Here is a 20,493-nt window from a genome sequence, read left to right as displayed (position 1 = left end):
GATTTTATAGAATAAAACCGCCATGAACAACATTTATTAAAATCATTAAAATTCATAAACTTAAACCAAGCTAACACACAGTACCAGCTAAACCTAATGGTTAAATTTGACTATGTGTTAATACGGCCTCGGTTGAATCATCGCTATGACTATCATCAAGCTTTTGTGCTTCACACGCTGCAACATGACTTTGTTGCATTTTTAAGGCGAGATATAAATCTGAACGAATGGTAATACCCTCTTCGCCAGACACCATATCAGTTTGTTCAAACCAACTAATTAACTGCCGCTTACGCCCTGCCAACACTAAACTGACACCACGCTTTCTTAATAACACATCGATGTCGGTCAGCATTGCCATTACGCTTAAATCTAAATGAGTAAAGCAGGGTACCGCATCTATAATCACACATTCGACCGTTTCAAGTTGGTTCTGCCGAGCAAAGCGTTCCAGTAAACGGCGTTTAAAATAGGTGGCATTAAAATAGGTTAGCGGAGAATTGAACCGATAAATAAACACGCCAGGTACCGATGCGGCTTTGTCGCTGCTATCTAAGCTGCGAATAATGCCTTTAGCATCCAGTCCCAACACTTGATCCGTCGGTCGCATAACCGTACGAAGAAACTGAAACAATCCTAATAACACTGCAAGGGTGATCCCAGGAATCACCCCAATAAAAAGTACTGCGAGGAAAGTGGTTAAAGCTAAATAAAATGCTTGGCGATCACGTAAACGTAGGCCCCAAATCGCTTTTAAGTCGATAAGGTGCACAGACGCTATCACTAATACTACCCCGAGCGCTGCGCTGGGAATAAACTCTAACGGCGCGGTTAAAAACACCGCCACTACGGCGATTAACACTGCAGCAATCACCGACACTAACTGAGTTTTACCGCCATTCGCATCGTTTACCGCAGTACGAGAATCGGCACCACTCACGGCAAAACCTTGCGATAATGCAGAAGCAATATTGGCTAAGCCCAAGGCTTTAAACTCTTTGTCAGCATCAATGTCGTAACCATTTTTAGCGGCAAAACTGCGCGCGGTCAGCATCATACTCACAAAACTGACCATGGCTAAGTTGAGTGCCGGCATCACTAATTCACGCGCAATACCAATGTTAAACACAGGAGCTTGAAATGATGGCAAGCCACCTGCCACGCTACCAATAACCGCCACATCATAATCGGTTAAATGAAAAGCCCACACCAATGCACCACCGACTGCAATAGCAAACATTGATGCTGGCCATGTCGGTTTTAACCGCTTCATCACAAAATAAACAACCACAGTGAGAATGGCCATCATCAATGTCGGTATGTGAGTTTGTGATAAATAACTTGGCGCACCGCCTAGGCGTTCAAGCAAGTATTTTTCATCAAAGGTAAAACCGAATATTTTTGAGAATTGCCCCACAATAATGGTAATGGCGACACCGTTAAGCAGCCCCATCAGAATGGGTTTGGATAAGAAATCGGCTAACACGCCTAATTTAAATCGACTTGCAATCAAGCACCAAAACCCTGTCATCACGGTCATGGTCATCACTAATTGCCAATGTTTTAGGCTATCGCCGGCCGCTAGAGGGGTCACAACGGCGGCAATTACCGCACATGTTGCAGCATCAGGGCCAACGATTAGTTGTCTTGAGGTGCCAAATAAGGCGTAGATGAGCATCGGCAACACGCATGAATACAAACCTACAGCTGCATTCACGCCCGTTAACTGCGCATACGCAATTGCCACGGGTAAAGCGACTGCAGCAACAGATAAACCAGCACGAACATCATCTTTAAGCCAGCTTCGCTCGTAACGAGAAAAGGTTTCTAAACCAGGCATAAATCCATATAACCGACTCAGTAACACAACAACCTCAATAATAATAAAGCAGGTTGTTATCATAGTTTTATTTCAAATTAATTACGACATATTCACCAACGATAAATAAAATTTCATCCAATAAAAAACGCCAAGCGAGTTAGACTTGGCGTTTTGAGTTACTAATTTGTGGCTAATATAAAATAGCCGTAATGATACAGAAGTAGCGATATCGTTACTGTAAACGTAATTGATATACCACAGTGGTGCCGCTGACTTCATTACCAATTAACAATAATGGCAATCCGGTAGGGCTGTATTGACTAGCAATAAACTTCATCCCCTCAGGACCTAAATCACCCGCTAAAGAGGCATCACCTTCTACTTCGCCGGTGTCGGTATCAATGGCAAAGTCGGCATCAAAATTACGATTACGAACATAATCGACAAACGATACGGCAAAAGGGTTAGTAATGTCGTAGATCATAAAACCACCGGTGCGTTCTAAACCAATAAAGGCATAAGTATGTGAACCTATTTGGCCAATAGCTAATGCCTCTGGCTCCGGACCTTTGTCGTCGCTGCGGCTATCACCTTTGTTTTCATCGTTGTTGTTATTGAAGTTCATCGCTAATAACGCCGCGGTAATACGCTCGAAATCACTACCACTGTCAAAAACTTGTTGCCCCTCTGCAGTCCAAATCGAAAATGAACGGCCACCGTAAGCGACTATTTTATCCATTAAGCCATCATTATTCTCATCGCCCATACTCGTGGTGACTTTTAAGCGCCCAAGTTGGGTTTTATCTTGTGCGGCAGCAAACTGCGGATGGTTAGGATCTAAATTCAAATCTTCAGCTCGAGCTTCTTCAGAAAAACCGTCATAGTCGCGGGCATCACCTTCGTTGGCCGTTACGATAAAATCAGTATTATTCCATCGATAACTAGCAATAGTATCAGGCTGATACATACCATAAACACCTTCGTAAGCTTGTAAATTTATGGCATCGTCTTTGTCACTGGCATCAATTTTATTAGCGTCTAAACCAAAATCTTTAAGCCCTAATGCAATAATACGCTTTACCGTTGCTGTTGCTATATCAATCACAGCAATAGCATTGTTTTCTTGTAAACTGACATACGCAAATTGACTGTCAGCTGACACTGAAATGTACTCAGGCTCTAAATCTTGCGCCACACTCGCGCCAGGACCATTAATTTTAATCAATGGATTAAGCTCTGAATTACGCGTACCACCAATATTAAAATCTTTAAAATCAATGACAGTTGCCGTGGTTGCTGGCACACCACCCACAATGGCAATTAACGCAACAGAACCTTCAGGGTCAACATCATAAGCGCTATTAGGCTCACCTTCATCGGCAACTAACAACACACTACCGTCAGGGCTAAAAGTGACATTATCAGGTAATGCACCCACCTCAACAAACGACAAATAAACGGGTAACGCGCTTTCAGATAATCGATAGAACGCCACTATACCATTACCTTGAGTAGCGTTACCTAACGCATCGCCTCGCTCAACGGCTGCCGCTAACAAATTACCCGAGACACTGACACTGTTCACGGCGCCCAGTAAGGTTAACCCGGTATCGACGCTAATATTCAATTCGGTCTTTTTGGCAATATTATTTAAACTGTAGCCTGCTTCATCTTGAACGGCTGTTTGAGTTAATGTCGATAAATCGAGTACATCTACTTTGCCACTTTGAGCATTCACCACAAAGGCGCTCTGACTCAACGGATGATAATCGACAATTTCTGCAGCACTTAAGCCATAAACACCAGACTGATAACGCCCCACTAAATCAACTGCCAAAGTATTTTGGGTAACATTACAAATCGTTTGAGTTTGGTTGCTATCAACCTCACTCATCTCTAATACGCCGTTACTATTAGTGTCTAATCCAGTGTCAATTTGCTGACCACCAAACGCGCACTGAGCATGACCTACAGCAAGAGGGGTTACACTAACCAAAGCAGATAAACCATTATTACCACTGGCTCCATCTACGCCACTATCACCCTTTGAGCCCATTTGGCCGTCATCGCCATCGCACGCTGTTAGTAGCATGGTGGTCATTATTGCAGACACTAACAGTGCCGTTTTTCCTTGAACAAAGCGCATCATAAACTAAAGTTCCGAATAGAGGTTGGTAATCTAAAGCGAATAATCTAATCAAAAACAATGAAGCTTTAATGACAATAATGTTGCATTTATGTGCCATCAATAAAAATCAATATAATGAAAATGTAAGCACAATCTGTACATATTATTCATTACAAAATCAGCCGCAGTAAATGTCTAATATCGTGGTAAACTAGCGTTGATTAAATTAGCATCGTCTGCAACACCTAAAGCACATGAGGTTCACGTGGTATCGCCATCAAAATTCGACTCGTCTCCAGTCTCTGCGGGTATTCCCCACTTAGCGATGCTAATCCCTATGCTTGCCGCTATTGTCGCCATTACGCCTTTAGCCATAGACATGTACTTACCGGCAATGTCCATGCTGGCATTAGGTTTTGAGACCGACATCACCACAGTACAACAGTCACTCAGTATTTATCTTGCAGGTTATGCCTTAGGCATGCTGATTTTTGGCCCCCTTGCCGATAAAATTGGTCGTCGACCACTGGTGATTTTTGGGTTATTAGGTTTCACCATTATCAGCTTGTTAATTGCACTTAGTACCAGTATTGAACAGTTTTTAATATTGCGTTTTGCACAAGCTCTCATTGGCGCAGCTGCCACGGTTGTGGTACCGGGTTATATTAAAGAGATCTATGGCGACAACACCGCCAAAGGTATGTCTTATGTAAGTCTTATCATGATGTTAGCACCATTGCTCGCCCCTACTTTAGGCAGTTTAATTATGGAGCTCGGTGATTGGCATCTTATCTTTTTAAGCCAAAGTTGTTATGCCATCACATTATTGGTATTAGTATTATTTAAACTAAAAATGCCCAGCGATAAAGATCTTGGCAGTCGCAGTCAAAAGACATTTTTAGGCGGTTACTACACAGTCTTTGCTCGCAATGGCGTCAAACTGAATTTATCCAGCGGTGTATTAACGTCATTTGCTTTCTTTTGTTACTTAACCGCTTCGCCATTTATTTACATGGAAGTGTTTAATTTAGATAAATCGCTGTTTGCGATTTTATTTAGCACCAATGTGGGAGCCTTGATGCTCGCCAATATTGTTAACTCTAGAGTGGTAACCCGATTCGGCTCAAAACGGATGTTACACGTAGCAACATTCTTCGGCGTCATTGCCGCAACCGGCCTACTAGCGGTTAATTTACTTGATTTAAGTTATCATTTTACCGTGTTAATGCTTATCCCTTTAATGGGTTCGCTCGGGGTAATGTCGGTCAATGCAGACGCCATTGTATTAATGAAGTTCAAGCAAGAAACCGGCACCGCAACTGCCGTCATTGGTACGCTAAGATTTGGTTTTGGTGCAGTAGCAGGGCCACTGTTGGCGTACTTTTATGATGGTACTGCCGTGCCCTTTTCAGCGCTGATGCTTGGCGCAATATTGCTAGTCGGATTATGTCAGTTTTTTCAAAGTACCTTACCTAAAACTGAATAACGCAAAATATTTCTGAAATAACATTATGCAGAGACCACTATTTTAGTGGTCTTTTTATTGCCTTATTATTGGTGATAGACACTATCAATCCCCTTTCGCCGAGCAAATAGCAGCACTTAAACATCAAACTCATCACAACAACAAAAAAACAGCTCATAAACATGAAATGATTTCAACCTTGAAAAATAATTAACTAAAGGGGTTGCAGTAAAAATAAATTTACATAAGATGGAGGCTAGTTACTTGTTCAGTAACAATGAAACCAGCCATTGAATATTGCGACAGCAATTTCAATCTTCGAGTTTGGATTATCCTTCAAACTTATTTTTTAAAACGATTACCGTCGTTGTATACAAGATACTGTTTACCATACGGTAACTTAACAAGGATTCATTTCATGGAAAAGCTTTCTGGCGCGAGTATGATCGTGCGCTCATTAATAGATGAAGGTGTCAGCCATATCTTCGGTTATCCCGGTGGTTCGGTATTAGACATCTATGATTCTCTGCATAAAATATCTGGTATTGAACATATCCTAGTTCGTCATGAACAAGCCGCTGTGCACATGGCTGATGGTTATGCCCGTGCAACTGGCAAAGTTGGCGTCGTGTTAGTCACTTCAGGCCCTGGTGCCACCAATGCTATTACTGGTATTGCCACTGCTTACATGGATTCAATCCCACTGGTTGTGTTGTCTGGTCAAGTGCCGAGTAATTTGATTGGTAATGATGCCTTCCAAGAATGCGACATGATTGGTATTTCTCGCCCAATCGTTAAGCACAGTTTTTTAATAACAGACGCAAAAGACATTCCAGAAACGGTTAAAAAAGCCTTTTTCATTGCCGCTACCGGTCGCCCTGGCCCTGTGGTCATTGATTTGCCTAAAGACTGTTTAAGCCCAGATATACTGCATGATTATGTTTATCCGGACAGCGTTAAAATGCGTTCGTATAACCCCACTACATCGGGTCATAAAGGCCAAATTCGTCGCGGTTTGCAAGCCCTGTTAGCGGCTAAAAAACCGGTATTATATGTCGGTGGTGGCGCGGTTATTTCGGGTTGTGATGCACAAATACTTGCCCTTGCCGAACGTTTAAACATCCCTGTCGTGAGTACCTTAATGGGCTTAGGCGCGTTTCCTGGCACCCATAAGCAGAGTTTAGGCATGCTAGGAATGCATGGTTTATACGAAGCGAATATGGCAATGCACAACACCGATTTAATCTTTGGTATTGGGGTCCGTTTTGACGACCGCACCACCAACAATGTTGAAAAATATTGTCCTAACGCCACCATTTTACACATCGATATTGATCCATCTTCTATCTCTAAAACGGTTCGGGTCGATATTCCAATTGTTGGCTCTGCCGACAATATTTTAGACGGCATGTTAGATCTACTTGATGAATCCAAGGACACCAATGATGCTACAGCTATGGCAGCATGGTGGAGCGACATTGAAATTTGGCGTTCACGAAAGAGCTTAGAGTTCGATCGCACTACAGATAGAATCAAACCACAGCAAGTTATTGAAACATTGTACAAACTCACCAATGGTGACGCTTATGTGGCGTCGGATGTCGGCCAACATCAAATGTTTGCCGCGTTATATTATCCGTTCGATAAACCACGCCGTTGGATTAACTCAGGTGGATTAGGCACCATGGGCTTTGGTTTACCTGCGGCAATGGGCGTTAAAATGGCGTTCCCTGAAGCGACTGTAGTGTGCGTTACGGGTGATGGTTCTATCCAAATGAATATTCAGGAGCTTTCAACGGCACTGCAATATGATACTCCGGTTAAAATTATCAACTTAAACAACCGCTTCCTTGGCATGGTGAAACAGTGGCAGGACATGATTTATTCAGGTCGTCATTCCCATTCTTATATGGATTCTGTGCCTAACTTTGCCAAAATTGCTGAAGCCTATGGCCATGTGGGAATGAACATTAATCATCCAGATGAATTAGAATCTAAGCTGGCTGAAGCCTTGGCGATGAAGGATAAGTTAGTGTTTGTTGATATCAGCGTAGACGAGACTGAACATGTGTACCCAATGCTCATTCGCGGCGGTGCGATGAACGAAATGTGGCTAAGCAAAACGGAGAAAAGCTAATGCGTCGTATTATTTCTGTATTACTTGAAAACCAACCAGGCGCATTGTCACGAGTGGTGGGATTATTTTCTCAACGCGGTTACAACATCGAAAGCTTAACCGTTGCGCCGACTGAAGATGTGACCTTGTCACGCTTAAATATTACCGTGATTGCTGATGCCAATATTCTTGAGCAAATTGAAAAACAATTGCATAAGCTTATCGATATTTTGAAAGTGGCTAACATTACCGAGTCGGCCTATATTGAACGTGAAATTGCCTTAGTTAAAGTGAAAGCTCAAGGCGATCAACGCGAAGAAGTCAAACGCACTGCGGATATTTTTCGTGGCCAAATCGTTGATGTTACCGCCAATATTTATACGATCCAAATGGTCGGAACCAGCGATAAAATTGATGCGTTTATCCATGCGATCACCGATATGACCAAAGTGATTGAAATATCGCGTTCTGGTGTGGTTGGTTTAGCCCGAGGTGAAAAATCAATGAGAGCCTAATTACAGGTTGTCTGACACAAAAAAGCAGAGTCCTATTGGGCTCTGCTTTTTTATTGCAATTAAGACGAGTGGCCATAAATAGCTAACTCACACTGTATCGCGGTTTTGTATCGATGGGTTTAGCTTCAACAATATAGCGATATTCGGCATTGCCACTCAGTTGGTCAAACGGATAACAGGTTATCAAGGTTAAATGACTTTCTGCTGTGGGAGCCAGCACATCTAAGTCGGTTTCATGCACCACATGCGTGGTAGTAATTTGATATAACACTCGCTCACCTGCAGTACTATAAAGCTCAATCATGTCGCCAACCTTAACGTATTGTAAACGCATAAAATGACTGTCTCGATGGCCGGCAATAATCATATTGCCCTGCTCACCCAACGCCGCCCCCGCTAACATCAATCCAGGCCCAAAGGCTAAATTACGCCCAGAGGCCCCCGCTAATACGTACAAGTCACTGCCTAAAGGTTGCAGGCTATCATTGTGTTGTTGCAACACACGCATCTTAGCCACCGGATGAGTGTCTGCCCAAGACCAGGGTTTATGTGGTTGGCTATCTGCCAAGGTTTTTTCAAAAGCCCGTTCAATTAAAAACTGGGCAAAATGGGCTTTAGCTTGCATATAACCTCCCTGTAATAATAATGCACATCCCAGTACGCTTAGAAGCACAATCGCAATCCAATGCTTGGTCGGTGATATTGTTCGCTGCATATTTCCGCTCCTGTTTAATCATGTGATTCAATCACTAACAATTGGCCTGGTAAGCGCTGCCTTAACCATAAATAGTGCAACAATCCTAAGCCAAGCAAACTAAAACCAATTAATAACCATAATCGACTAGCGGTACCGGTTTGTGGCAATACTTGCGACGACTGAGCAGCATTTAATCCATGGGGCATATGCGGCTGTAACTGCACATCTATAGGGCTATCAATTAATGGGTTAACCGGTGTCACATCCACCGCAACTAAACTGGTCTGACTGGTCACTAAGTGATACAACAAGCCTAATGCTTCTACTTGCTTATTGACGCGGTCGCGGCTGGCATTGTCTTTGTAAAGCTCAAGTGATGTTATTTGCGCATTTGCCCATAACAAATCAATCCCCTTAGCTGCTTGGTTCTCTTCAAAATCAAGTTGTTGTTGCCAATATTGACCATTAATATTGCCAGACACTATGATGGGCTGTTGTTGGTGTGACGCCGATTTAATGCTTACCCAAAGGGGTTCATTTTGGTATAAATCGCTAATGGTGGTCGGCCAATAATCCGGGACACTGCCATCAAGATAATACAAGCCAATATTGGTCAGCACGGGTTGCTCAATTTTATTAAGTAATTGTTCAATTTTTTGCTGCACTTCAGACTCATTGCCAATATAGGTAAATGTTCCTCGCCCCATTGTTGCCGCTCGGCGCATAAAATCGGAGTTCGGTGCAGAGCCAATACCGACCGTGAATAATCGGCTGTCACCCAATTGATCATTAATAAGCTGATACAACTCATGTTCGTTGCCAACGGCACCGTCGGTCATAAAAATCACTTGGCGTAACATTTCGCTGTGAGCATCGGTTTGATCTGAATCTTGCTGTACGCTGTCCACCAGCGCAGTTTGTAATGCACTGCGCATTTCGGTGCCGCCATCAGCATCTAATGACTGAATAAATCGGTTTGCTTTACAAATATTACGGCTATTAGCCGACAATGGCGTGGCAGATAACATTGTTACGTCACTATTAAATTCAATAATATTAAAGCTGTCGATGTCACGTAGTCCCGCTAGTGCGAACTGTAATGCTTGCTTGGCTTGAGTAATAGACTGGCCAGACATAGAACCAGACGTATCGATAACTAAAATCAGTTCTCTGGCAATAAGGTGTTGCTCGCTTACTTCCACACTCGGCGGCATTAACATCACTAGCGAGTACATATTGTTATCAACCGGATTAGGTTGTCTTTGTGCTGTTTCTGAACGCTCATCGCTATTGTCAGCTACATGGGTTTTACCGGTTTGATAAAACGTCGCTGCTTGTGGTACTGCCCCTACATTAGCTTGCCATTGCAGCACAAAATCACGGTCAGCAATTTGCTTGCCGTCAAAGTTAACACTGTAATGATTACCGGCAATAGACTGTTTAATCGGATGATAAAGACTGTTTAATGACGTTAGTTCAAAACCGGCATCAATGTTCACCTGCATCTTCACATTTAGTTCCGGCCTGACGTGTTTAACAGACATCGCCGTATTAGCGCTCGATGGCATGGCCAATGGCGGCTGCTCGGTAGTGCGATCTGCTTGCGGGTTATAACGCGGTGTTATCGCTAATGGAAAACGTAAACTAAACAGCCCATCACGATACTCAACCTTTTGTTGATAACTAATTTCTACCACGAGTTGCTCGTGTGGTCCTAAATTGGCCACATCTGAGGTAAACAAATTGCGTCGTTGTTGCTGTAACAAACTCGCTTGTTTACCTTGTTTCTTGGCAGTTTCAAAAGTCTGTAATGCTTGTTTTTTAGGTTGTATTTGTCCTGCTATGACTTTGTCGCCAATGCGTAACTGCATGCTATCGACAGCTGCAGTTTCAGGTAACGGAAATAGGTATCGCCCATTCACCCATTGATCAGAATCATTGATAAACACTTGCTTAACGGTGACCCGATTGAGTAATCCCGACACATCCATGCTCACTTGTGTATCTAGCGCAAAAGCTTGTATCACTTGATTTTGTTGAAAGTACTCTAATGTTCCTTGAGTGATATCGTCATCTTGATACCCAGACGGTGATGCAAATGCCGTTGTAATACTGGCATAAATGACAAACAACAAACCAAAACACAGCGATTTACAAACAGGTTTAATAGACAAATGTGAGATTAAAAACAACGGGCGCATACTAGCTCCTCACCCATTTAGGCTACAACATCAATGTTTGCGCCTAGATGGGTAATATTCAAAACAAAAAGGAAAATCGACGTGTAAATTTAGTTAGCAGCAAGTTCAGCACCTGGGGCTAATAACTTGAGCGTCACCCGACGATCAAAAAAGTCGTTTTCAAAATTTTGTTCCTGGTGCATTGGCAACGTTGAACCATAAGCCTGTCCATGCAAACGCTCGCGGGCAATGCCTTGGGTAACTAAGTATTGTGTCACTTCAGCTAAACGCTGTTCAGACAAGGCTTGGTTGAAATCATTATCGCCACGGCGGTCGGCATAACCGGTTAAATCAATGGTCAATTCTGGTGACAAGCTCATCATGTAAGCCACATTATCTAATTGTTGTTCAAATAACGGCTCAATATGGCTCGAACCGGTTTTAAACTGCACATTCATTCCAATGGTTAACTCATTAAGCGTTTGTTGTTGATTCGCTTTTTGTTCAGCCAAGTTAGACTGTAATTGATAATATTTCTCCGACACTTGCTCCAACGACTGCTGCTTAGTGCTCAATGCCATTAATTGCTCGTTAGTTTGCGTTAATTTTTGTTCTTGCTGCACTAATTGTTGTTTCTGGACGCTGAGTTCTGCTTCATCGCCAACCGACTTACCAATAAACGTACCGGTAAATGCACCAATAATGGCACCCACTGGGCCGCCGATAACAGCACCGAGTAAAATCCCAGAGCTCAAACCCACTAGCTCTTCTGTGTGTTCGCGCTCTTCGCTCATGCCATGGTCATTGTCATTTGCCCAACTGACGTTTGAAATCATCATGGTAGAAATAATTGTTGCGGCAATAAGTTGCTTTTTCATAAAGAATCCCTTTTAGCGGTTGTTTAAAGTGGTTGTTTAAAAAATGATGGTTATCATCAATACATGAGTTAATGCGTTGCTGATTAACTCTATGTCGCTATTAAACACCTCATAGGTGGCTTTATTGGGGAGCAAAAATGGCAATGTGGCGATCAAATGTGGCAACAATATGGCAATTGCCGTCAACGGCTTTTTTGGACCATAAAATCCTGTATAGTCAGTACTGTATCTAATTATCAGCCTATTAATTGAAATCATCCCATGAAACGAATTGCCATTGTTGAAGACGAAGCCGCTATCCGCGAAAACTACAAAGATGTCCTGCAACAGCAAGGGTATAGTGTTCAAGCCTATGCAAATCGCCCCGCAGCCATGCTCGCCTTTAATGCCCGCTTACCAGACCTAGCCATTATTGATATTGGTTTAGAGCATGAAATAGACGGCGGCTTTACCCTATGCCAGGCACTGCGTGCAATGTCGAGCAGCCTACCAATCATCTTTTTAACTGCACGCGACAGTGACTTTGACACCGTGTGTGGTCTGCGTTTAGGGGCCGATGATTATTTAACAAAAGAAGTCAGTTTCCCCCATTTAATGGCCCGTATTGCCGCCCTGTTTCGCCGTTCAGAATTAATCGGTTCAAGCCCAATAGAAGACAACTTACTTGAGCGCGGCCACCTCACCATCGATGGCAATCGCATTCAGGTATATTGGAAATCGCAACCCATTGAACTGACCGTGACCGAGTTTTGGATGGTTCATGCCATGGCCAAACATCCAGGACATGTGCGTAGCCGTCAGGATTTAATGCAAGAAGCTAAAATTTACGTCGACGACAGCACAATCACCTCGCACGTTAAGCGCATTAGGAAAAAGTTTATCGTTATCGACGCTGAGTTTGACTGTATCGATACCGTTTATGGCATGGGCTACCGCTGGGACAATATCTAACAGATGAATTTACCGATAGGGCTGCGTGCCAAGGTCGTCATTTTGTCGCTGTTTTTACTCTGCCTACCATGGCTTGGGTATGAATACGTGTGGGAAATGGAAAAGTACCTGCGTTATGGCCAAGAAAAAACCCTTGAAGGCACCACTCAAGCGCTTGCTACGGCGCTACATGAGCGACCAAAATTATTTGATAACCAAGCCAGCTTTTTAAACCAAGTTGAAAAAGGCCGCGACTTATACGCCTACCCGTTAGCTGGGCCCATTCAACTCGACGGTAAACTGAGTGACTGGGACTTATACCAACATCGCACCCTCAACTATTCAAACAAACATGTTATTTATCAGCGCAGCGAAACTGAGCCAATCGATATTAGCTTTAGCCATATGGTGGGCAAATACGGCGGCTATTTATACGGATTTTTCAACGTCAATGACCCGAACCTGATTTTCCGTAACCGTAAAAGCTTACGCATTGATAGAAACGATCACTTAGTCATGGCGACTCAATCACCAGACGGCCAGTTCAGGCGTTATATTATTGCCAATACTAAAAGTGGTTGGCTTAGTGCGTTTGAATTACCCGCCGACCCCAGCCAATCAATGCCCGTTACCCCCGAGTCACGTATTCAAGGCCAGTGGTTAAAAACAGACAAGGGATACAATATTGAATTTAGACTGCCACTTGAAATGGTAGGCAGTAAATTAGGTTTTGCGATTCATAATGTAAACGATACAAAAACACGTCAATTAGTGAATGTTATTGGTACCTCAGCCACAGATTCAGTAGCCAGTTTAGGCACGGTGTTAGTGCCCTCGCCTGAAATTGAAAATATCATTAAAGGCATGAGCCACAACAGCTCACGTATTTGGGTCGTCGATAATCATGGCCGCGTGCTGGCAAAATCAGGTGATATTCGTTCATCGTCCAACACCTGGGCAGATGATATCGAGGTCAATCAACCTGAGTCGTTTTGGCTGCACTTTAAGCAGCAATATATTCTGCCGTTATACTACAAAATATTAACTCGACCGCCACAAGACTTTATCGATTCACTGCAAGATTCAACTGAACTCACTGGCAGCCATATTGAAAAAGCCTTAAGCGGCAAACAAGGCTCTACATGGCGCTTAACCCCAGACAACAAAGCCGTAGTATTAGCCGCAGCAAGCCCTATATGGATTGACGATAAAGTCATGGGGGTAGTTATTGCAGAAGAAACCACTCACGGCATTCGCAGCCTGCGTAACCGCGCCCTGGAAAAACTGTTTAACGTCATATTAACTATTATGAGCATGGGCACATTAGCCTTGTTTATTTTTGCCTCGAGTATTTCAAGCCGCATTCGCCGTTTACGTGATCAGGCTGAACTCGCCATCGACAGCCAGGGCCGAGTAAGACAGCAGATTGTGGCATCAAAAAACCGAGATGAAATCGGTGATTTGTCACGCAGCTTTTCAAGTATTGTCAGCCGCCTTGGGCAATACACTCATTATTTAGAAAACATGTCGTCGCGTTTATCGCACGAACTTCGAACCCCTGTTGCCGTGGTGCGCAGCTCACTTGAACACTTAGGCTTGCAACAACTGGACGAGCAATCACAAAAATATGTTAGCCGTGCCCAAGAAGGTGTCAGCCGCCTACACCTTATTTTAAATAACTTAAGCGAAGCAACTCGCTTGGAAGCCAGTTTAACCCAAGCTGAAAGCTGTCGTTTTTCATTAAAGAAAGTGATTAGCGGTTGTATGCAAGGCTATCAAATGACTTATCCAGACCAGCTCTTTAGCATCCACATTGAAGATAAAGCCATGTCTTGCGACGGTGTACCGGAATACATCGCCCAATTAATGGATAAACTGATCAACAACGCCATTGAATTTCATCAGCCCGACAGCGCCATCACCGTCAGCCTGACCCAATATCATAAACAGGCAATATTAAAAGTCAGTAACATTGGTCCTTTACTGCCAAAAGACATGAACAGCCAAATTTTTGAATCTATGGTGTCTATCAGGCCTCAAGGTATTAATGGTAAGCCTCATCTTGGTTTAGGCTTATACATTGCCCGATTAGTTACCGACTTTCACCATGGCAGCATTAAAGCAACCAACATAATAGAGAACGACATTGAAGGGGTTGAAATATGCCTGACGTTACCCTTGAGTGATGAAAAATAGTCAACCACAGCATTTAGGCGCTTTTATTTAGGTTTGTTGGTGCTAGGATGATGAACATCAGTAGATCATTCACCGTAGCGCATTTATCCATGTCATTGATATTTTGCTAATAACATTAGCTAAAACATAAACCGTGGACTCTACACATAATGGAAATAACAACATGAGCAAAGACGATAAACTGGCCACCCAAATTGTTAGCGTTGGCCGCGAAAAAAAGTTCACTAAAGGCATTATTAATCCACCAGTATTTAGAGCCTCTACCGTGGTGTTCGACACCATGGATGAGATGCGTTTTGCGATTAAAAACAAAACCAACGGTGAAATGTTTTACGGTCGTCGCGGCACCCCAACCCATTTTTCATTTCAACAAGCCATATGCGAACTTGAAGGTGGCGCTGGCACGGCGTTATACCCTTCTGGTGCGGGCGCGATCAGCAGCGCTTTGTTATCATTTTTAAAAAGTGGCGACCATTTATTAATGGTCGACACCGCCTATGAACCAACCCGCGATTTATGCAATAAAATGCTCGCGGGCTTTGGTATCGAAACCACCTATTACGACCCAATGATTGGCGCAGGCATTCGTGAGTTAATTCGTCCTAACACCAAGGTATTATTTTTAGAATCACCAGGTTCTATCACCATGGAAGTGCAGGATGTACCATCGCTTTGCCGTATCGCTCACGAACATGATGTCATTGTAATGCTAGATAATACCTGGGCTTCACCGATTAATTCTCGCCCATTTGATATGGGGGTCGACATCTCTATTCAAGCTGCCACCAAATACATTGTCGGCCATTCAGATGTCATGATGGGTACCGCCACTGCCAATGAACAACATTGGGAACAACTGCGCGAAAATAGTTACTTAATGGGCCAAACCACCTCGCCTGATGACGTGTATTTAGCCGCGCGAGGCTTACGTACCTTAGGGGTTCGTATGGCACAGCATAATAAAAATGCCTTAAAAGTGGCTAATTGGTTGGCGACTCGTGCAGAAGTGGATCATGTCCGTCATCCGGCGTTCGATACTTGCCCTGGTCACGAGTTTTTTAAACGCGACTTTAGCGGCGGTAATGGTTTGTTCTCGTTTGTACTCAAGCAAGGCGACTTAGCGTCAGTCACTGCTTTTGTTGAAAACATGGACCATTTTAAAATGGGCTTTTCATGGGGCGGTTTCGAAAGCTTAATTTTAGGGGTATTCGGTATTAGCAATATCCGTACCGCTACTCAATGGGACAGCAGCAAACCATTAATACGCTTACACATTGGACTTGAAGATGCCGACGATTTAATTGCCGATCTCGATGCGGCATTTAGCCGATATAATGCAATACTACAAAAGTAGCCTCTACTCAGCTGCTGAAACGTTTTGCAAAAAACGTTAATGGAATGTTCAAACAATAAGGGAATAAATGAATATCATCAAATTAGTCATACTCAGCCTGTGCATTAGCATTGGCTATTATGCATTAACTATCGTGGCAATTGGCCAGTCTGCTGCTGGTAACTTATTGTGGTGGTTTAATAGCAGTGAATATCCAATACTGGCTCACCTTGCACAGAACTTTGTTGGTATCAGCTTAGCCGCGTTAATCCCTGCGTTTCTAGTGAGAAGTTACGAGCCCGCAAGACAATGGATTGCCATTACCATTATGATTTTAGGCGCCATGTTATTACACGGTAATATCCATTACATGCCATGGGATCCTATGGGTATTGTGAGGTTTGTAAACAACACCTTGTTCTACGGTGATATCGGTGCAAAAGTGCTATTTTTCTATATCTTACTGCTACCTATATTGTGGTTGTTACTGCTTAAACGTATGGCACGTATTTAACAGAATCCGAATTTGAGCGCTAAACAAAAGCAAGGTGAGCATATCTTGCTAGTCAACATTGCCATCAATCTAAGCCTTGAGTCGTCATCGTCTCAGGGCTTTTTGTTATCAATAATAGCTATAAAAACAAAGACTAAGCAGTTTACCAAACGTTTAGTCAATAGTTGCCAAAACTATTAGCAATCATTTAGCAAAACAGTTGCTCAAAACATACTTTAGGGAATTATAGAAGTGATAAATATCTGAGCGTACTTATGTGATGATATCGCCCGCAAAATGTAAATTACGCCACAAATGAAATGTTATCTCACTCTTGTCGGTCTTATTAAGTACTCCAGTATTTGCCAACTAGAGTTTAACTATGTGTAGCACACCAAAAACTAACCTAGCCGCTGCCACGCCCAAAGTTCCCTTTCGGAGCTTTATGGCAAGCATGACATTGGCACAACGACAACAGTTCGCTGAAGTCGCGAACCGTGCCGATAATCGGCGTAAAATAAGAGAAGATCGACTCAAAGGTCAATCCAATAGCAAAAGTGCGGCAAACACGACTGTAAAACCAAACATGCCATTTATCAAAAGACTGCTTCAATTTTGTAAACAACATATTGTGATATAAGTCTGTATGCCTTTAATGGCTAAACGGCTTATTACAGATTAGTCTTCAAGTACTGATATGAAAATTCTGTCTGCATTCCACAGTTCAATTATCTTGCGTGTCTTCTTTGAGTTCCAAAAACATTTTCCAAACAAAATAATCCCCGCACCTTCTAACTGACGCCCTTCCGATACATTGAAACGTTCTAATATTGCCGATTTAAATTTAGAGATAGGAATGCCAACATCAGTACAATCAGATGGATTTAACCAATCAAGTTCTTTGTCTAGATGCGAAATCGTACCCCAGTACATTTTAGGCTTTGCCTGTTTAGCATTATCGCTTGGCTCAGCCTCGGCAAAGTTAACAAATAAATTCTTCGCTTTGAATTTATAACCCGTATCAAGCTCAATCAAAGTACTCGACTCAGCTAAGTCGCTACCACGCATTAGACTATTGAGTATTTTCTCCAGCCCTAGCACTTTGACCTTGGTTTGTTCATTGTTGCCATTGTGTTTACGACTGGCATTATCGATTTTTGGGAGGCTGCTTGAGGTGAGGCTTGATGTAGAGGCAACAGTTTGCACCTCTGTAACTGGCTTTTTGGTGTTTGATAACATGAAATCAATGCTAATAATATCAGCATCTGAAATGACTTTATTCACTTCTACGCTATGCCGAGTCTCTCGGTCTCGTTGAGTTGAAAAATGACCTTCATCGCATTCTGCAACATGATATCTAGAGCCAAAACACGCCGCTTTACCGTCTGAGCTTCTCTTACGATAGTAAGCTTTTCCTTTGCACTCGGGGCATTGTAAAAATTGCCTAAACTTTTCAATTTCTGTTTCAGTTAACGCCTGAAATTTCAAAATTGAAAAAGTGTGCTTTTGCCCACCATAAGTACAAACCGCATCAATCATTTGCTATCCACATTTTCTATAAAAACGGACCTTTAAAATAAGCGATTAAAGGAACCTTAAAACCTAGTGAAACAATAGCAAGTTATTAATAAAAATCCTATTTTTAGGGGAATTACCCATTAACACCATATTGATCATTGCGATTTTACATGTTTTCTGTAAACCATTTGGTAATCTCATTGTGAGCTTTTGCGGTGTTAGATGAAATGAAGTGATTATCATCATAAATTACTAATTTATGCTCAATCTCAGTTTCTTTTAGTGCTTTTGCAAATGTTTTAGAGTGAGAAGCAGAGACTCGATCATCATTTTCGCCATGAATTAATAAAATTGGAACACCAGAAGGGAGTTTGTCCACCCAATTGATGACTGACCTTTCAGCGAGTTTTTTGTTTTCGTTTCCTTTGTAATCTGGAATTCGGTGTTTATATACTTTTTCCATTTCAGGTCGCGTTGCTAGATCTGCATTTAGATCGGCATTTAGTGCAATCGTTGCAACTGCTTTTATATTATCAAGTTGTTTTAGAGCAAGAAATGATTGCATGCCACCTCTACTAGCTCCAAGCATACCTATTTTACTTGTATCAGCTCCTTCAAACTCTCCAATCAGATTCACTAGTTCAACAACATCTTGGACATCAGAACCACCAAATTGATCTTGTTCACCTTTATCTGGTGAACCAAATGTGCCTCGATACTGGCTACCTACGATCACAAATCCCTTATTGGCTATAGGAAAAAGATTGTTCATCATTGCACCAAATACAACGCCACCGAAATTACCATTCCCGCCCCTATTGTAAACTATTACAGGTAGGTCAGTAGTTGACTCTTTAGGTTTGATGACAAAACCAAGAACATCAGTCCCGTCGACATTGTATGTAAAATTAGTACATGAAAGGTTGTTGCTGTAGGTATTAAATTCATCCTTATCAAATTGCTTCTTGAAGCCATCCATTTTATTTTTTAATAACTCGGGATTTTTAATCTTTCTAGAAAATTTTCTCTCCATGAAATTTATCCAATTATCATAACTGGTAAATGGTCCTGAGAAACAATCCCTCTGATTGTATATCTTGCCATTTTGATCAACTTCGTTGGCGCTAAGGGTCGTGCTTATAATTGATAAAAATATCAACCCTAAATATTTCATAAATTTCCTTATATTATGACTATATTACTAATTTTGAATTTATAGACTCTATCCAATCGCTGCATACTCCCCGAATTCAAGTGTTAATTTTGTCTATGAAAATTAAACTTGGATTCCAGTTTTGAAGCTGTACGTTCTGTAGTGACCACTACATAACGAGCACAGTAAAAGGCGGAAAATAGTTGGTTAAAACTTGCAATGAACGAACACAAGTCAGCTACTTTGCTTAATAGCCTTTATTAGCTTTCTGGATCGTTTGTACCCAGACAAACCGTTGTGCCATCTTTAAGTTTTAATTCAACAGCCGTTAAACCAGAAACGTTATATAACCATCCAGTTGAGATTAATCGAATGCCGAGCCCATAGTACCATTTGGTTCTTATCTCTTGTGTCGACTCAATTTCAGATATCTTTATTGATTTATTCCAAAATTTTGGACCAAAAAACCATTTCACTTTCCCATCTTCAACTTTGATTGTTAATGCTGAAAAAAGAATTGAAACCACACCTACAATTAAATACGCAAATCCGATCGGTTCGGTAGGTTGAGTTACCGAAGCAAAGATAAGCACTAATGTTACAATTCCCATAACTGAAAGCATCGCGATTCCAAGCTGAGTGTTTTTATACTGCATGACGAGCTCCTTTTACAGTTAATCGCTTATTATCCAACCTCGGACAACTCCCTACCTATAATTAATTAACATCACTTCTTTAACTTGAAGTGCGATAGCTTCCAACACTATAAAAGTAAGGCATGCCTTCTAGACTAACGATAGTTTATCTTGGTCTGGCCATCTTTAATCATTATTTTGAAAGAGTAAATAAACTCTGCTTTATTTACCGAGCAATCTTGGGAGACCGTATTGCAGTACTTTGACACCCAAATAGTAGGAAATGAGCGGCATGGAATATTGAATAAAAGCGGCTTAAAATCTCTCCAGAAATACTTGACCATTACAGATTATTTAATTTGCTTCAAAGGGAATATTTACGTTGAAAGTCATAATGACAAAAACAAGTAAGTATCAGAGATGAAGCTCCACGG

General features: G+C 42.1%; 15 protein-coding genes. 7 read left to right on the top strand and 8 right to left on the bottom strand.

The window, feature by feature from the left end; translation table 11 throughout:
• Nucleotides 1–100 precede the first annotated feature (100 nt).
• Nucleotides 101–1,903, bottom strand: a complete 1,803-nt coding sequence (locus AAEY94_RS10715; protein ID WP_502959397.1) for a SulP family inorganic anion transporter — start codon at nt 1,901–1,903, stop codon at nt 101–103.
• A 151-nt stretch (nt 1,904–2,054) separates the two neighbouring features.
• On the bottom strand, nt 2,055–3,971 hold the full coding sequence (locus AAEY94_RS10710; protein WP_259395479.1) for a choice-of-anchor I family protein: 1,917 nt from the start codon (nt 3,969–3,971) through the stop codon (nt 2,055–2,057).
• Nucleotides 3,972–4,275: 304 nt separating this feature from the next.
• Here AAEY94_RS10710 and AAEY94_RS10705 point away from each other — a divergent pair, with 304 nt between their 5' ends.
• The 3 genes from AAEY94_RS10705 (at nt 4,276) to ilvN (ending at nt 8,046) form a co-directional block, all read left to right on the top strand.
• On the top strand, nt 4,276–5,436 hold the full coding sequence (locus tag AAEY94_RS10705; protein WP_182744867.1) for a multidrug effflux MFS transporter: 1,161 nt from the start codon (nt 4,276–4,278) through the stop codon (nt 5,434–5,436).
• 397 nt (nt 5,437–5,833) lie between these two features.
• The gene (locus tag AAEY94_RS10700; protein WP_182744847.1) at nt 5,834–7,552 is read left to right on the top strand and encodes an acetolactate synthase 3 large subunit; all 1,719 of its coding nucleotides are present in this window, start codon (nt 5,834–5,836) and stop codon (nt 7,550–7,552) included.
• Nucleotides 7,552–8,046, top strand: coding sequence for an acetolactate synthase small subunit (gene ilvN / locus AAEY94_RS10695; RefSeq protein ID WP_101087532.1), 495 nt, complete (start codon nt 7,552–7,554; stop codon nt 8,044–8,046). The genes AAEY94_RS10700 and ilvN overlap by 1 nt, the downstream gene beginning before the upstream one ends.
• Before the next feature lie 82 nt (nt 8,047–8,128).
• Here the strand turns inward: ilvN and AAEY94_RS10690 are convergent, their stop codons facing one another.
• The 3 genes from AAEY94_RS10690 to pdsO form a co-directional block, all read right to left on the bottom strand.
• Nucleotides 8,129–8,761 (bottom strand): class GN sortase, encoded by a 633-nt coding sequence (locus AAEY94_RS10690; protein ID WP_350978772.1) that lies wholly within the window; start codon nt 8,759–8,761, stop codon nt 8,129–8,131.
• 14 nt (nt 8,762–8,775) lie between these two features.
• A complete protein-coding gene (locus tag AAEY94_RS10685) occupies nt 8,776–10,944 on the bottom strand; it encodes a marine proteobacterial sortase target protein (protein WP_350978770.1) in 2,169 nt (722 codons plus the stop codon).
• 89 nt (nt 10,945–11,033) lie between these two features.
• The gene (gene pdsO, locus AAEY94_RS10680; RefSeq protein ID WP_182744844.1) at nt 11,034–11,801 is read right to left on the bottom strand and encodes a sortase-associated OmpA-like protein PdsO; all 768 of its coding nucleotides are present in this window, start codon (nt 11,799–11,801) and stop codon (nt 11,034–11,036) included.
• Nucleotides 11,802–12,062: 261 nt separating this feature from the next.
• Here pdsO and pdsR point away from each other — a divergent pair, with 261 nt between their 5' ends.
• The 4 genes from pdsR (at nt 12,063) to AAEY94_RS10660 (ending at nt 16,774) form a co-directional block, all read left to right on the top strand.
• Nucleotides 12,063–12,752 carry a proteobacterial dedicated sortase system response regulator gene (pdsR, locus tag AAEY94_RS10675; RefSeq protein ID WP_011637090.1) on the top strand — a complete coding sequence of 230 codons (690 nt, stop codon included), beginning with the start codon at nt 12,063–12,065 and terminating at the stop codon, nt 12,750–12,752.
• A 3-nt stretch (nt 12,753–12,755) separates the two neighbouring features.
• Nucleotides 12,756–14,927 (top strand): proteobacterial dedicated sortase system histidine kinase, encoded by a 2,172-nt coding sequence (pdsS, locus tag AAEY94_RS10670; protein WP_350978767.1) that lies wholly within the window; start codon nt 12,756–12,758, stop codon nt 14,925–14,927.
• A gap of 163 nt (nt 14,928–15,090) precedes the next feature.
• Complete coding sequence (locus AAEY94_RS10665; protein ID WP_350978766.1) at nt 15,091–16,281, top strand: cystathionine beta-lyase; 1,191 nt, start codon at nt 15,091–15,093, stop codon at nt 16,279–16,281.
• Between the two features lie 67 nt (nt 16,282–16,348).
• Nucleotides 16,349–16,774, top strand: coding sequence for a hypothetical protein (locus AAEY94_RS10660; protein WP_350978764.1), 426 nt, complete (start codon nt 16,349–16,351; stop codon nt 16,772–16,774).
• A 657-nt stretch (nt 16,775–17,431) separates the two neighbouring features.
• Here AAEY94_RS10660 and AAEY94_RS10655 read toward each other — a convergent pair.
• The 3 genes from AAEY94_RS10655 to AAEY94_RS10645 form a co-directional block, all read right to left on the bottom strand.
• Nucleotides 17,432–18,292, bottom strand: coding sequence for a hypothetical protein (locus AAEY94_RS10655; RefSeq protein WP_350978762.1), 861 nt, complete (start codon nt 18,290–18,292; stop codon nt 17,432–17,434).
• A gap of 145 nt (nt 18,293–18,437) precedes the next feature.
• Nucleotides 18,438–19,445 carry an alpha/beta hydrolase family protein gene (locus AAEY94_RS10650; RefSeq protein WP_350978760.1) on the bottom strand — a complete coding sequence of 336 codons (1,008 nt, stop codon included), beginning with the start codon at nt 19,443–19,445 and terminating at the stop codon, nt 18,438–18,440.
• Between the two features lie 239 nt (nt 19,446–19,684).
• Entirely contained in the window at nt 19,685–20,080 is a 396-nt protein-coding gene (locus tag AAEY94_RS10645) for a hypothetical protein (protein ID WP_350978758.1), read from the bottom strand.
• Nucleotides 20,081–20,493: the final 413 nt, after the last annotated feature.

The sequence above is a fragment of the Shewanella sp. AC34-MNA-CIBAN-0136 genome (assembly GCF_040309945.1).
Lineage (GTDB): Bacteria > Pseudomonadota > Gammaproteobacteria > Enterobacterales > Shewanellaceae > Shewanella.
Note: the sequence above shows the minus strand (reverse complement) of the source record. Positions and strands in the feature narration are given on the sequence as shown.